The organism is Massilia sp. NBRC 108631, from assembly GCF_059704565.1.
This window is the reverse complement of the sequence record NZ_BAAKJE010000088.1, coordinates 1-14,653: the sequence shown is the minus strand read 5'-3', so window position 1 is coordinate 14,653 and position 14,653 is coordinate 1. Positions and strand designations below refer to the sequence as shown.

Genomic DNA, 14,653 nt, shown 5'->3' with positions numbered 1-14,653 from the left:
CCGCCGCGGCAGACCTTTTCAATGGCAAGGATTTCTCCGGCTGGGAGCTGCAGACTACGCCTGCAGCGCCGCTCGATAGTGTTTTCACGATGCTGCCTGACGGCGTGGTGGCGTCCACCGGACAGCCGTCGGGCTTCCTGGCCACCACAGAGAGCTACCGCAATTACCGCCTGCACCTGGAATGGCGCTGGAGCGGCAAACCTGGCAACGGCGGTGTGCTGTTGCATATCAGCCCCGGTCCCATGGACCGCGTCTGGCCGGTGAGCCTGCAGCTGCAGACCAAGCATGGCAGCACCGGCGACCTGTTGCCGATGGCGGGCTACGCTTTCGCCGAGCCGCCCACCAGCGCGGCCGGCGCGTCGCCCGTTATCAAGGCCCGCATGGCCGGGGACAGCGAACTGGCGGCCGGCCAATGGAACAGCGCCGACATCGTCAGCCGCGATGGCACGGTGGAAGTCAGCGTCAACGGCGTGGCGCAGAACAAGGTCACCAGGGCCAGCCCGGCCTCGGGCCGCATCGGCTTCCAGCTGGAAGGGGCGCCGTACGAGCTGCGCCGGGTGAACCTGACGCCGCTCGACTGAGCATCCCTTCGGAATTACTTCCGCTTCAGCCACTCTTCCGGCACCGGAACGATCACGATGTTCATCGAGCGGCCATCCTCGGACAGCATGGCCGACTGGATTTCGATCTTGGTGCCGTCGGCGTTGAAAGTCGGATGCGGATGGTCGGCGGCGGTGTCCTTGTGGCCGGTGGTCAGCATGATCATTTCGCGCGTCTTGCGGTCTATCAGGTAGACGCTGCGGCTGAAGTCGTCGCCCACCGCCCAGCGGCCGTCCGACGAGCCATGCACGTGCCATAGCCCGCTGCCCGACGGGGTTTGTCCGGCAATGGTCATTTCGCGCGTGCGCAGGTTGACGATGGCCAGGCCGGTCGGCTTTTCTCGTGTGCCCGACGGCCCCCATGCCGCGTCCTGGCCCGGATTGGCGCCGCCCACGCCGGTCGCCGGAGCCGCCACGCCGCCCGCGCCCTCGGCAATTTTGCGGTGGCCCATGATGGCCATCGCCACCTCGTCCTTGGAGATCACGGCCTCGTGCGTCACCCACTCGTACGGCGCTTCCGGGTACAGCGGACGCAAGCCGCTGCCGTCGGCTTTCACGGTCCAGGTGCGCTGCGGCGACTTGCCGCCGGTCTCCCAGCAGAACACGATCTCGCCCGGGTTCCACAGATTGGCCTGGATATGGCCGATCTGGAACGGCACCGACACCACGTGCTTGATCTCGCCCGTTTGCACGTTCATGCGCGCGATGCCGTTCGGCCCCGCGCCCATGCCGCGCGGGCCGAAAGGCTGTTCGGCTTTGACGCCGGGCGCCAGGTGCTTGGCTGCTTCATCTTTGCCTACGCGGAAGTAGGCCCATTCCTCGTCCGCGTCCAGCGCCATGTCGCCGCCGGCTTCCATGCCCAGCGGGGTGGTGCCGGCGACGCGCTGGTAGGCGGCCGCCGGCTTGAGCGAGCCGGCCGCGCTGTCGGCAAACAGGCGCGCCATGTCCACTTCCACGATTTGCAGGCGGCCCTTGACGCTGTCCTGGCGCATGAAGTACAACTTCATGCTCTTGCGCGCCAGGTTCAGCATGCCGGTATAGCCGCCTTCGCTGACCTGGACGATGTCGCCTGTCTTCTCGTTTACCGCCAAGGCTTCGCCATCGGCCAGGCGCGACCTGAACACCACCCACTGGCCGTCGGACGTCCATTGCGGGTGGGTAGGGTAGATTTTCGAGTCCCCATGCGGCTTGCTGGTCAGGAACGTGAGCATGGTGCCGGTGACGGGATCCTTCACCACCTTGCGCTCGGACGGGAAGCGCTTGCCGATCTGGGCGTGCGCAGTACCACTGAAGGCGCATGCCATCAGGATCGCCGCGATGGCCGGCATGAGGAGTCTGGTTTTCATAAATAGCTGATTTCAGGTTACGGGAATTCGATTGTGTCCGCATTTTAGCGGTGCGATTGCTCATCTTCCTGATTCTTTGCAAGCCAGGCGCGGAGTCTGAATGGCATCGCATAGAATTATCTCCATGAACAAAATCCTGAAGGCGCTGGGCCACGCCGCATCCACCCTGGTCTGCTGCATCGCAATATCGTCGGCCGCATCGGCGCAGGGCGCCTTGCCGGCCGCCGTGAATACCGACCCGGCGCAGGCGCGTCCGCAACTGCCGGAACCGGCCAACCCCGCGCTGCCGTCACTGGTCCTGATAGGCGACTCCACGGTCCGCAATGGCCGCGATGATGGCCAGGGCAAGGGCGAGGAGGGCCAGTGGGGCTGGGGCAATCCGATTGCCGCCTATTTCGACGCCGGCAAGATCAATGTGGTGAACCGCGCCATTGGCGGCTTGAGCAGCCGCACCTATATCAGCGGCGGGCACTGGGAGCGCACGCTGGCTTTCATCAAGGCCGGCGACGTGGTCATCATGCAGTTCGGGCATAACGATTCGAGCGCCATCAACGACACCAGCCGCGCGCGCGGCACCATCAAAGGCGTGGGCGAGGAGAGCCAGGAGATCGACAACCTGCTCACCGGGAAGCATGAAACGGTGCGCAGCTACGGCTGGTACCTGCGCCGCTACGTCGCCGAGATCCGCGCCAGGGGCGCCACGCCCGTCATCTGCTCGCCGATACCGCGCAAGATATGGGACGCCGAAGGCAAGATCGGCCGCGGCAAGGGCGACTACGCCGGCTGGGCCGCCGAGGTGGCGCGCCAGGAGCGCGTGGCTTTCATCGATCTGAACGAAATGGCGGCCCGCAAGTACGATGAGATGGGCCGCGACGCGGTGATGAAACTGTTTCCGCTGGTAACGCCGGATGAGCGCGTCCACCCCAACTGGGCCGGCGCGGAACTCAATGCGCGGCTGGTTGTCTCAGGCTTGAAGTCGCTGCGGCTGCCGCTGGTGCAATCCGCGTTCAGCGCCAAGGCGGCGGATATTGCCCCCGCCGAGGACGAGCGGCCAGTGGTGGACGGCGCCAAGGTGCGTGGCGACATGCCGCGCGATCCGGCGCTGCCGAATGTCTTCATTGTCGGCGACTCGACCGTGCGCAGCGGAGGCTCGAACGGCATGTTCGGCTGGGGCGAGCGCATTGCGCCGTTCTTCGATACCAGCAAGGTGAATGTCGTCAATCATGCCATCGGTGGCCGCAGCAGCCGCACCTTTCTGACCGAAGGCCGCTGGGACAAGGTATTGGCGCAGATGAAGGCCGGCGACGTGGTGCTGATCCAGTTCGGCCACAACGACGGCGGCCGCATCGGTGATCCGGCCATGAAGGGCAGGGCGTCCGGCAAGGGCACCGGCCCGGAAACCGTCGAGGACACCAAGCCGGACGGCAGCAAGGAGCAGGTGCATAGCTTCGGCTGGTACATGGCGAAATACGTGGCCGACGCCAAGGCGAAGGGCGCTTCCGTCGTGCTGCTCTCGCCGGTGCCGCACAAGGACGCCTGGGAGCAGGGCCGCGACTTTTCCACCTTCGCCCAGTGGGATGCCGAAGTGGCTGCAGCGGGCGGCGCCCAGTTCGCCGACCTGACCATGGTCGTCAGCGACGGCTACCGCAAGCTTGGCGCCGCAGCCGTGGCCGGCTTGTTCTCGGACGCGCGCACCCATACCAACGACGCCGGCGCGCAGTTCAACGCCCGCAGCGTGATCGCGGCGCTGAATGGCCTGCCGCGCAACCCGGCTGCACCGTATTTGTCCGCGCAGGGCAAGGCCGTACCGCCAGCCGCCGCCACGGCAGGTAGCGCACCCGCGTCCGCAGCCGCCGCCAAGGCCTGGCCATGAGCGCGTACCGTGCGGCCGCGCTGGCGACGCTGGCCATTGTGCTGTCGGGGGCGGCGCAGGCGCAGGAGTGCAGCAGCTGGGGAAAACCGGGCGCGCTGCTGTATGCGGACGGTTTCGATGGCGGGCTGTCGCAATGGGTACCGGAGTACCGGGCCGCCGCCGGCTCGAGCATCGCCGCACGGCAGGGCAAGCTCACCGTGGACGTGGCGGGCGACGCCACCGTCTGGTTCAAGCCCAGCCTGTCGGGCGATGTCCAGATCAGCTACCGCCGCAAGATGCTGATGGCCGGCGGCGCCAACGACCGCCTGTCGGACCTGAACCAGTTCTGGATGGCGAGCGATCCGCGCAACGCCAACTTGTTCACCCGCGACGGCACTTTCGCCCAGTACGACGCGCTGAGCCTGTACTACATGGGCATGGGGGGCAACAGCAACACCACCACCCGTTTCCGCAAGTACGACGGCAAGGGCCAGCGGGTGCTGCTCGGCGACCTGGCCGACAGTGACTACCTGTTGCTGCCCAACCGCGAATACCAGATCGAGATCGCGGTCTACCGGGGCTGTACGCGCATCCTGGTGGATGGCGAGGCATACTTTACCTACCGCGATCCAGAACCGCTGCGCTCTGGCCATTTTGGCTTTCGCACCACACATTCGCGGCAGGAGATTACCGACTTCAAAGTGCAGCGGCTAGAATAGCAGCATGAAATTTACACTACCGTTGCCATTGTTCGCCGCATTGCCCCTGGCATTGGCGGTGCAAACCGCGCAAGCCGCCCCGTGCCTGCCTGTTGCCGACCTGATTGCGCGCGATTCCCAGTACGAGGAAGCGATGCGCGTCGGCGACGCCGCGTTCCTGGAAAATCTGCTTGCCGAAGATTTCGTCTGGGTGCACAACCTGGTCTCGTCCATCGACGACAAGGCAGCCATGGTGGCGCGGGCGAGGAAGCCGGCAAGCATACCGAAAGCCCGCACCACCAGCGGCGTGCAGGCGCAGGTGCTGGGCGATACCGTTGTGTTGCGCGGCCAGAGCACGGTGGATGCCTGGAACGTGGACGGCAAGACCTGGCGCAGCAACCGCTACCAGTTCATGCGCACTTACGTCAACACCGCCGCCGGCTGCAAGCTGCTGGCGGTGCAGACCATGAAGGTCTGGTCCAGCGAAGCGGACAAGCCGGCGCCGAAGCCGGCCGCAGCGCAGCTGCCCTGAAGTGCGGGCACACTAGTGCATCCTTTTGGAGCGCAGCGGGCAGGCGCCAGCGCCCGGCTAGCGCTGGCCGCCGCTGCTGCCGCGCTGTCCCATCCCTTGTCCCTGCCCGCCGCCTGGCCGGTTTCCCGTCCCCGCAGTCCCCGCCGTGAAGCCGCCCAGCCGATATGACAGGCCCAGGTAGGCGATCCGGCCGTCCGAGCGCCGTATGCTGTTCTCCTTCAGCGTGGCGGTGTCGGTGAGGGTCTCGATCTGGTTCGAGTTGAAGGCGTCCGTAAGGTTCAGCACCAGGTTCAGTTTCGGCGTCAGTGCGTGGCGCAGGCTGAAATTGACCGTGGTGTTGGGCTGCCGCACGCCCTGGCCGGACAGGGCGCGGCCCTGGGTGGTCAGCATGGTCTGGAACTGGTCGTCGGGCGTCACCTGGTAGTTCAGCCGCAGGCGCCCACTGAGCGACGAGGCGGTTCGCGTGCTGATGAATCCGTACAAATCTTCCGTCAGCTGTTCCGTGTGTCCCAGGTTGCCGCTGGCGCTCATCGACAAGCCCGGCATGATCTTGCCCTGCAGCGTGAACTCCAGCCCGCTGGCGTTGTTGCGGCCGCCGTTGGCTGGCGTCGTCAGCAGCACGGTGTCGTTGATGAAGTAACGGCGGATCAGGATGGAATCGCGGTCCTTGCGGTGATAGGCGCGCAGACTGGTCTCCATGCCGGCTACGCGGCTCTCGTAGCCGAGCTCGAAAGAATCCGTCTTGGTTGGATTGAGTTGCGGGTTGCCGGACGAGACATTCAGCTCATCGCGGTAAATCACGAAGGGATTGAGCTCGTTGGCAGTCGGCCGGCGCAAGCGGTGCGCGTAGCTGAAGCGCAGAGTGGTATCGTCCGACCATTTGTAGGTGGCGTAGGCACTGGGGATGTAGCTGAGGTAGTTGTTGGCCGCATTCACATGTGTGGTCAGCTGCTCGATATCCAGGCCGGTGTGCTCAACCCGCAGGCCGCCCAGCACACCCCATTTCTCGTTCAAGCGCACCTGGTAGGAACCGTACAGCGCCAGGTTCTTCTCGGCCATGCGGAAGCGGTTGCTGCGCTGGGTGTTCACATAGGGCAGTTGCGAGACGGGATCGACGCCGGTGTACAAGGTGTCGAACTCGCTGCGGTTGCTTGCCACCTTGTAGCCCAGCTTGAGCATCGCGCGGTCTATCGGCAGTTCGTAGTCGCCGGTGAAGTCGATAATCCGGTTGTTGCTGGCGTTGTCCTGGAAGCTGGCCTGGTCCAGCGCTCCGCGCGGCGCAACCGCGTAGATATTCTTATAAGCGCTGTTGTGGGTATTGTCGGCCGAGCTGACACGCAAATCCACTTTCATGCTTTCGCCGTCCACGCCGCCTTTATGCTCCCAGCGTGCGCCGAGGCCATAGTTGCGCGAGTCGCCGCCGCGCTGCGTGCTGCGGACGTAGTCGCTGTCCACCGGCCCCGGCCCGGCTCCGGCCCCGTCGGCGGCGTAGCGCAGATAGCGGTCCTGCGAGCGCTGGGCATTGTCGCGGCCCTGGTAGGACAGGCTGGCAGCCAGGGTATCCTTGGCGCCGATGTTGTAGTTGAGGGAAGCGTTGGCGCCGACGTTGTCGTTCAAGCCGCTGGAGCCGCCGGCTTGCGCGCTGTGCACCATGGCTCCGGTGGTCGGATCAATGCGGTCGCGCACTGTCTCGCTGCGGCCGGCGCGGCCGTCGTGGCGGACGTTCAGCCCGCCCTGGATGCCGAACACGCCCGAGTTATAAGTGCCGGACAGTCCGGTATTGTAGCGCCCCGCCGTACCACCGTTGGCGTTGACTACGCCGAAACCGCCGGGCCGCCGTGTGCGGCGCATCACCAGGTTGATGATGCGGCCGCCGCCGCCGTCGTTGCCGAACTGCGCGCCGGGGTTGTTGATGAGCTCGACCGATTCGATATCCTCGGCGGGAATGGCGGTGAGCGAGGCGCCCCGGTTTTCGCCTTGCAGCATGGCGGACGGTTTGCCGTCGATGAGGATCTGCACGTTGGGGCTGCCGCGCAGCGTGACCGAGCCGTCCGGATCGACCGCCACCGAGGGCACGCTGTTCAACGCATCGGCCGCCGAGCCGTTGCTGGCGCCGACGTCCGATTTCACGTCGTAGACCTGGCGGTCGATGCGGTTGGTGGGCCGTTCGGCCGAGACCACGACGCTGGCCACGTCCGGAGCGTCGGTGCTGGCGGGCGTTGCGGGCGGCTCCGGCGGCTTGGCCGGCGGAGCCTTCTTGATGGTCACGGTCGGCGGCGGCGCGGTCTGGGCCAAGGCAGGCTGCGCGAACGCGATTGCAAGCCATGTTGCGACAGCCGTAGGGCGGGTCATGCTATTTCTGAACGGTTGCCAGCAGGGCGTCCAGCTCGTCGGCCCACATGTTGTAGCCGGTCGCCGTCAGGTGCAGCTTGTCGCCGCTGAGGCCTTTCCAGTTGTCGCCTTCCGGGGTGAAGCGCGCGGCCAGGTCCAGATACCAGATCGACTTGCCGTCGGCCATGGGGGCCAGCAGCTTGTTCACGGCCGCCATGCGCTGGTCCGCGCGGGCGTTCGGCAGGATGCTGACCACCACCACTTTCACCCCCGCGAACTTCTTCTGCGTCGCAGCCACCACGGCCTTGATGCCCTTGGCGATGTCTTCGGGCTCGTTGCTGACGTTGTTGGTGCCGATCATGATGACCGCCACCTTCGGTTTCAGGAAGGACAGGTCGAAATTGTCCAGGCGCCACAGCACGTGCTGGGTCCTGTCCGCGCCCAGGCCGAAATCGAAAGCGCGGTTGTCGAAGCGCGTATTCCAGACCGGCGCGCCGGCGCCCCAGCGGAACTGTTCCGTGATCGAATCGCCGATGAAGATGATGTCGGACTGGCGGCCTTTGCGCAGCGCGAGGTAGTCGGCGAAGTAGGTCTGGTAGGGAACCCGCGCGAGGTAGTTCTGGTCGCTGGGCGTGGTGGTGGCGGGATCCAGCGCGGCGGCGGGCAGCGACAGGCCCAGATTCAGGGTGGCGGCGGTGGCCAGGGCGAGCAGCAGTCGTTTCATGTAAGTCTCCAGGGTTGTCAGTATTATTCTGCGCGCAGTTGCTCGAGCAGTGCGGCAGGTACGGCGAAGGCGGTTCCGTGGCGCATACGCAGTGGCGTGCCTTCGTCCGGGAAGCGCATCTTGGCCGTCACATCTTCCCAGGTAACGAGGTCGCGCGAGCGCATCGCGCCATAATGCTTGCTGCGGTAGGCATCATAGTAGACGATGACATCGGCGCCGGCCTGGATGGCGGTCGGACCCTCCACCCACATGCCCGGCGGCGTGATGGGGACGCCCAGCTTGCCGAACGGGCCGTTCAATGCGGGGGCATCGGCCACCTGCAGGTATTTGCGCGGCGGCTTCACCGTTTCGTCCTTGACCATCAAGTGGTTCTTGCCGTTGGCGCGCACGAAGGTGGCGTCAATCACGCTGAAACCGGGATCGTAGAACAGCCGGGTAGGCGTGAAGGTCTTGAAGTCCCTGGTGGTGGTGGCGTACAGGCGGTGGTTGTACTTTTCCTCGGACGAACCGGCCGTCTCCGTGAACTTGCCGGGTACGGTGGAAGCCCAGAAGATCAGGTACTCGCCGCGCTGCTCGTCGTACACGATTTCAGGCGCCCAGGCATTGAGTACGCCTTTTTCATGGGCCATGACGGGCAGTTCCTGCTGCTCGGACCAGTTGACCAGGTCCTTCGACGAGGCGTAGCCGATGTTGTTCTCTTTCCAGCCCGAAGTCCAGACCATATGGTAGGTGCCGTCCGGTCCCCTCACGATGCACGGGTCGCGCATCAGCTTTGACATGCCGACCTTGGGTGTCAGGTAGCTGCGCCCGCCGCCCAGCTTGTCCCAGCGGTAGCCGTCGGCACTGGCGGCCAGGTGCAGGCCGTCCTCGCCGTTCTTTGTGAAGTAGGCAAAGATGTAGGCGTTGGCGCCGGTGTCCGTGCCGGCGTTGGCCTCGTCGCCCAACGGGCGCTCGTTGGTGAACTTGGGGCTGGGCGGAACAGCGAACCTGGCCACCGGGTCCGGTTTGGACGGATCGAAACTGCCGTAGCCGTCCGCGATATAGGACGCGGCGGGCACGCCGGCCTGGCGCATGCCGGTCAGTACCGCCTGCGCCAGTTCGTAGGCGCCATAGTTGTTGTGGTGCGTGTTGTCGGTGCGGCCGGGCTGCGGTTCAGCGAAGGCGGCCTTGGACGCCTCGGTGCCCAGCGCCTCGTAGAGCGGCTTGCTCATTGAGTTCAGGTCGATGAAGGCCACGCCCAGCTCCAGCGCCGACTGGCGGGCGGCGGTGGCGTAGTCGATCAGCGACGGAATCACCTTGCCATTGGCGTCGAAGGCGCGCCGCTCCATCGAAGAGATCACGACGGGGACGCCGCCGCGTGCGCGGATACTGTCCACGTGCTGCTTGATCTCGGCCTTGTAGGTGGTGAACGGGCCGCTTTTGCCATCCTTGATCTGTTTCTGGTCGTTGTGCCCGAACTGCATCATCACGGTATCTCCGGGCCGCATGGCGCTCAGCACCTTGTCGAGGCGGCGCCGGGACAGCGAGTCGCGATAGGTTTCGCCGGATTGCGCGTAGTTGGCGACGGCCACGCCGGGCTTCAGGAAGCGCGGCAGCATCTGGCCCCAGCTGGCGTAGGGCTCACCGGGCTGGTCGGAAACGGTGGAGTCGCCCAGCAGGAAAATGGTGGGCGCCTGCACGGGCGTGATCTCGATGGCGCGCACGGCGGGGCTGGCGCCGCTGAATTCCAGTGTCAGGCGGCGGTCCCAGTTCCAGGCTTCCTGCACCGTCTCGCGCGGCGCCTTGAGATTCACGGCGCCGGCCGCCAGGCCGGCAACGGCTGGAATTTGCGGGGTGCGGATGTTGACGGTGAAGGTGCGCACTTCCGTCCTGCCCGCTGCGCTGCGTACGTTTTCCAGCATCAGGCGGCGCAGCTCGGATTTGATGGTGGTGCTGCCTTCCATGGCGCCGCCCAGCGTCACGGTGACGTTGTAGCTGCCTTCGGGAAGGTCCACCGAGAAGAAGGACGGCTTTCCGGGCATGGCGCCGGGTTCGAAACCGTAGCCGCGGCCGGCGCTGTACTCGCTTGCTTGCGGGACGGCGGTGTAGCCGGCAGCCGGCTGCGCGCTGAAGTCGAACTTGCGGACGGCGGTTTGCGCGCTGGCGGCAAAGCTGGCCGCCAGCAGCATGGTGAGCAGGGAAATCTTCATGGTCTCTTTATCGATTTATTTTGCAGGAATATGGTCGCCGATCAGTGCAAGGTTCTGGATTGCGGCCAGGCCCCATTGTGCGGTGTCGTTGGTGCTGATCCAGTCGACTTCCTGCACCGGATTGAGTACCGCCGGGCCGCGCAGCTCGACCGGACGCACCAGCGGAGCAGGACGCTCATGGAACTCGCGCCAGGCGCGGCGCGCCAGCTCGGCGTTCCCGGTGCGCCACGCAGCGTAGGCGGTCAGCCGCGAATGGCCCACGCGCAGCGCGTTGGTGCCGCCGTGCGGCATGCCCAGCGCCCTGGTTTGCTCCTCCCGGCTGGCGTTGTACAGCGTGCAGTATTGCACCCAGGCGCGCTCAAAGGCCTTGTCGCCGGTGACCGAGATCAGCTCTGCGAACACTTCCACGGCGCCGAATACCGCGTTGAGGTGGCTGGCCTGGACCTTGTCGCCCGCCATATTGGCCAGATGGCCATCCTTGGGCTGGTAGCCGGCGCGCTCGGCGCTGAAGAAGCCGTGCGGCATGGCGGCGATGTCGCGCATGCCGGTCAACAGCTTGGACTTGTACAGCGGCTTGCCGCCGCGCTCCCACTCGGTGAGCCAGTTGCCGGCCAGCGAGCCCCAGTCCGTGCCGAAGCTGGCGCGTGCCGGATAGAGCGACTTGTCCAGCGGCGCGGCGCGCTTGCGCACCGGGTCCACGTCGGCCAGCTTGGCGTCGGCGTCGAGCAGCTCGTGCATGATGTCGCCGATGCGCTCGTCGGCGGTGAGGTAGTAGTAGAACCTGCGGTACACGGCGGCGCTGATGCGCACCTGCTTGGCGCTGCAACCCCAATGCTGCACGTTGTGGCGCGTTCCCAGTCCTGCGAAACGGCCCAGGTGGTAGATGTCCACCTCGCTGGTATGGCGCACCATGGCCTCGGCCAGGCGGAAAATGTCGGCGCTGCCGGTGCGCAGGAAGGAATACCACAGCCACAGGTCGGGCGACAGCTCGGAGTTGTCCCAGGCGTAGCCGCCGACGTCGTAACGCCAGACGTGGCGGTCGGCGTCGTAAGTGTGCATCACGTCGCCGTAGTTCCAGAAGCCGTACCAGTGGTGCTGCTCCACCTGGCCACGGTAGTAGTCGAAGCGGCGGTCCAGTTCATCCTCGATGACGGCCTTGGCAGGGTGCGAACGGTCCGGCAGGCTCCACATGCCGCCGAACACGTTGCATGCCAGGTAGTGCGCAGGCTGCGCCACCAATTGCGGCGGCGACTGCACGGCCTGTGCGAGGCGGGTCATGGCCTCGCGCGACGGGGTGGCGGCCAGCGCCCACAGCGTGATTTCGCTGCTGCGGGCCACCCCGTGCGGGCTGCCGTAGCCCTTTTCGTAGTCCTCGTAGGTGATTTCCAGGCCATCGAGTTCGTCGGCGTGGGTTTCCATGCCCATGCCGTCGTGGTAGAAGCGCATGTCCATCGCCTGCGCATCGGGGGACCACATCCACAGCGTCACCTCGGCATCGTCGGTGTGGGCCTTGCGGATGTCGAGCTGGGTGGGGTGGCGCTGCCAGAAATCGCGCAAGCCAAAGGCGACGCCGCCGGAGGCGCCGCCGATGTAGCCGGCGCCCGGCGCGCGGCGGCCCCACGCGGCGTCGATCCAGCCGTGGCCCGGCTTGGTGCGCTTGCGGATCTGGAAACCGTCGGCCGACAGCTGGGACAGCGTGTAGTCGCCCCAGGCCGGTATCAGGTGCATCAGCTTGCGCACGTTGGGCGCCATGGTGTCGAGCGGCGGGCACGCCAGGCCGGCCACCTGGGCCGAGCGGAAGGCGGCGCCGGGATCGCGCCGCAGGCCGGTGAGGCCGCGCACCGCTTCGGCCCACAGGCCTTGGTCCTCGCCGGCGAAACGCACGTGGCGGTCGTGCGGCTGGTCGCGCATCGGCACACTGACGCGCAGGCCGACGCCGCGTATGAATTCCTTGTGCTCGTCGCCGTCGAAAACGAAGGTATGCATGATGCGCACCGATTCGGCGCCCGCGTAGAAGTACAGCCGCACCGAAAATGGCAGCCAGGCACGTTGGCCGTTGCGGTGCATGCCGTCGATCTTGACGACGGCGCGCACCGGGCCGCGCTGCTCAACCGTTACCGTCCTGATGTCGCTTTCGAAGGCCGTCTGACGGGTAGCGCCGGCGCTGCCATCCGGCTGGTCGTCGCTTAAGGCCACCAGCTTACCGTTGCTTGCAATGACGCGGCCTGCGCGCGTGATGGAGCGGATCAAGTGGGCGCCGCGCTTGGGAACCTGGCAGGAGACCACGCCGGTATCGACCGAGACTTCGTTCGCGCTCTCCTGCACGCGCACGGCTGGACCGGAGCCGGGGCCGAGGCCGGCTGCCGATTTTCCACCGGCGGGCGCCAGTGTCAGGGTTTCGGACATGCCGGCCCCGGCCGGCAAGGCGTGCGCGCTCCATTTCAGCGTGCCGTCCGGCCAGTAGGCCAGGGGCCAGCTTTGTACGGCGATACCGGCGGCCCCGGCGCCGCCCGGCGAGGACAGCACGAAGGCCTGGCCTTTGGCGACCTTGCCCTGGGGCCAGGGCACGCCGAGCGTGACGCCTTGCGACAGCCCCGGCACACCGTCCAGCCAGCGCAGCTCGGCGCTTTTGTCCGGCGTGGCGGCAGGCCGGGGCGGAGGCGTGCCCGCAGGCTGGCCTGCGGGCGCGGATTCGGCGGCGCCCGCAGGCGTACTTCCGGCGGCGAGCAGCGGCGCGGCGCCGAGAACAGAGGCTTGAAGAAAGGTGCGGCGGCTAAAGGTAGTCAAATTAGTCTCTCGTTGCAAGTGTTGAGTCTAGTCCTGGGCGCTGAAGCGGAAAGCGCCGGGTGGCAGCATCAGCTTGGGCACAGGTTTGCCGGCTTCCACCAGGACGGTGTCGACAGGCAGGGCATTCTCGGGATCGCCCGCACGATGGGCCAGGATCAGCCTGCGGCCGGATGCGGGCAGCAGCGCCGGTGGTATGGCCTGCGGCTTGCGGCCCGCCAGCTGTTCCAGCCACGTGGGGCGGCCATAGTCGGCGCTGTTGGCGTACGGCGGAAAGATAACCTGCATGTCGGACCGCTGCGCCATGCCTTTGAGGACCAGCGGCTTGCCGTCGGCGGTTTTCAATATGATGGGCGAGGCGGGTTGGTACTTGTCAATGATGGCCTGGTAGGTCTGGCCATTGAATGCCGGGTCCGGATGGGAATAGAAACGTTCCTGCTCGACGTGCAGCGTCTCCAAGCCAGTCATGCGCCGCAAGTGCTCGCCCATCATGACGGCGCCGCGCGCCTCGCCGGCGGGCGTCTTCAACAGGTGGCTATAGCCTACGTAGACGAAAACCCTGGCCTGGGAATCTTTTGCGAAGATTCGCTCAACCAGGTTGGTGGCCTGCACCAGTTCGCGCCGCCGCATGCGCTCCATGGGGGCCAGCTGCTGCAATGCTTCGGCGGACTCGTAGCCGGCCAGCTTCCAGTTGTCCGCCAGCGCGGAATGGACAAAGTCGGCGAACAGGGGATCTTCCAGGTAGTAGCCGTGGGCGCGCGTGAGGATGTTGCCCGGCGGGCGTTCCCCTATATCAGTGCTGAACGTTTCGCAAGCCAGGTAAGTGTAGCCAACCTTGCGCAATTCGGCGGCCAGCCGTTTGGCGAAGGCGCGGTGCATGGGGACGTGGTGCGCCTCGTTCAGCAGCACGATGCGCTTGTTGCGCGCCTCGGCCACGATGGCGTCGACGGCGTCAACGGCCTGGGCATTGGCCAGTTTGTCGATATCGGCCGGATTGTCGTTCACCCGCGCGCCCGGGCGCTGGTCGAAGGCGGCCATGGCGCCGTCGTAGTCGCCGGCAAAGCTGCGCTTGGTGCCGAGATTCTGGACATCGGCAGGACGGCTCTCGGCCTGCTTCAATTGTTCCATGTGCGTGTGCGCAGTGCGCGCAACGCCGGCGGTCTGCGCCATGCCTGCGCCAAGGTAGAACGAGGGATGCGGCGGCTGGTTGTAGCCGGCGTTCTGGCCCGCTACCTGCACCCGGTACTGGGCGTCCTGCATCAGCGCCGGTATGCGGTGCGCGGTGGGCGCTGTGGTGCTGAACACCAGCAGGGCGTTGTTATCGGCGCTGCGCCAGACCACTTCTTCGCGCCAGTCGCCCAGCAGGTCGGCCGACAGCACCGGCGTGGCCTTGGTGCCGTTGTTGGCGGCGGCGCCAGCGTCGGCGCCGTTCACCAGGGGCAGCAGCGTGGCGCTTTGCGGGTTCCACTTCTCGATGCGGGTGCCGTCCAGCGATTCGCGCAGCAGGTCGCCGTCCCACCAGGCCGCGAAATTGATGCGGCGCGGGCGTTCGCTGGATATCTGCACGCCTGCCGCGCTCATCAAACCGCCTACCGAGG

At 66.2% G+C, this 14,653-nt stretch carries 10 protein-coding genes; 4 read left to right on the top strand and 6 right to left on the bottom strand.

The annotated features are described in order from the left end of the window. On the top strand, positions 1–581 hold a 581-nt coding region (locus AC6H42_RS10605; protein WP_497547990.1), incomplete at its 5' end, for a 3-keto-disaccharide hydrolase. A 14-nt stretch (positions 582–595) separates the two neighbouring features. On the opposite strand, the gene AC6H42_RS10600 is transcribed toward AC6H42_RS10605, so the two are convergent. Then, on the bottom strand, positions 596–1,945 hold the full coding sequence (locus AC6H42_RS10600) for a TolB-like translocation protein (protein ID WP_497547989.1): 1,350 nt from the start codon (positions 1,943–1,945) through the stop codon (positions 596–598). Positions 1,946–2,069: 124 nt separating this feature from the next. On the opposite strand from AC6H42_RS10600, the gene AC6H42_RS10595 reads away from it, so the two are divergent. The 3 genes from AC6H42_RS10595 to AC6H42_RS10585 are packed head-to-tail and all read left to right on the top strand — an operon-like array spanning position 2,070 to position 5,027. Then, the gene (locus AC6H42_RS10595; RefSeq protein WP_497547988.1) at positions 2,070–3,818 is read left to right on the top strand and encodes a rhamnogalacturonan acetylesterase; all 1,749 of its coding nucleotides are present in this window, start codon (positions 2,070–2,072) and stop codon (positions 3,816–3,818) included. Then, a complete protein-coding gene (locus AC6H42_RS10590; RefSeq protein ID WP_057156559.1) occupies positions 3,815–4,516 on the top strand; it encodes a DUF6250 domain-containing protein in 702 nt (233 codons plus the stop codon). Before AC6H42_RS10595 ends, AC6H42_RS10590 begins: the two co-directional genes overlap by 4 nt. Positions 4,517–4,520: 4 nt before the next feature. Next, positions 4,521–5,027, top strand: a complete 507-nt coding sequence (locus tag AC6H42_RS10585) for a nuclear transport factor 2 family protein (RefSeq protein ID WP_057156560.1) — start codon at positions 4,521–4,523, stop codon at positions 5,025–5,027. A gap of 57 nt (positions 5,028–5,084) precedes the next feature. Here AC6H42_RS10585 and AC6H42_RS10580 read toward each other — a convergent pair whose 3' ends face one another. The 5 genes from AC6H42_RS10580 to AC6H42_RS10560 form a co-directional block, all read right to left on the bottom strand. Next, positions 5,085–7,379, bottom strand: a complete 2,295-nt coding sequence (locus AC6H42_RS10580; protein ID WP_497547987.1) for a TonB-dependent receptor domain-containing protein — start codon at positions 7,377–7,379, stop codon at positions 5,085–5,087. Between the two features lies 1 nt (position 7,380). Next, on the bottom strand, positions 7,381–8,082 hold the full coding sequence (locus AC6H42_RS10575; RefSeq protein WP_057156562.1) for a GDSL-type esterase/lipase family protein: 702 nt from the start codon (positions 8,080–8,082) through the stop codon (positions 7,381–7,383). A gap of 23 nt (positions 8,083–8,105) precedes the next feature. Continuing rightward, entirely contained in the window at positions 8,106–10,271 is a 2,166-nt protein-coding gene (locus AC6H42_RS10570; protein ID WP_497547986.1) for a GDSL-type esterase/lipase family protein, read from the bottom strand. Positions 10,272–10,286: 15 nt separating this feature from the next. Beyond that, positions 10,287–13,058 carry an exo-rhamnogalacturonan lyase family protein gene (locus tag AC6H42_RS10565; RefSeq protein ID WP_497547985.1) on the bottom strand — a complete coding sequence of 924 codons (2,772 nt, stop codon included), beginning with the start codon at positions 13,056–13,058 and terminating at the stop codon, positions 10,287–10,289. A 27-nt stretch (positions 13,059–13,085) separates the two neighbouring features. Next, positions 13,086–14,653, bottom strand: a 1,568-nt coding sequence (locus AC6H42_RS10560; RefSeq protein WP_497547984.1) for a rhamnogalacturonan lyase family protein, incomplete at its 5' end; no start/stop codon positions are given.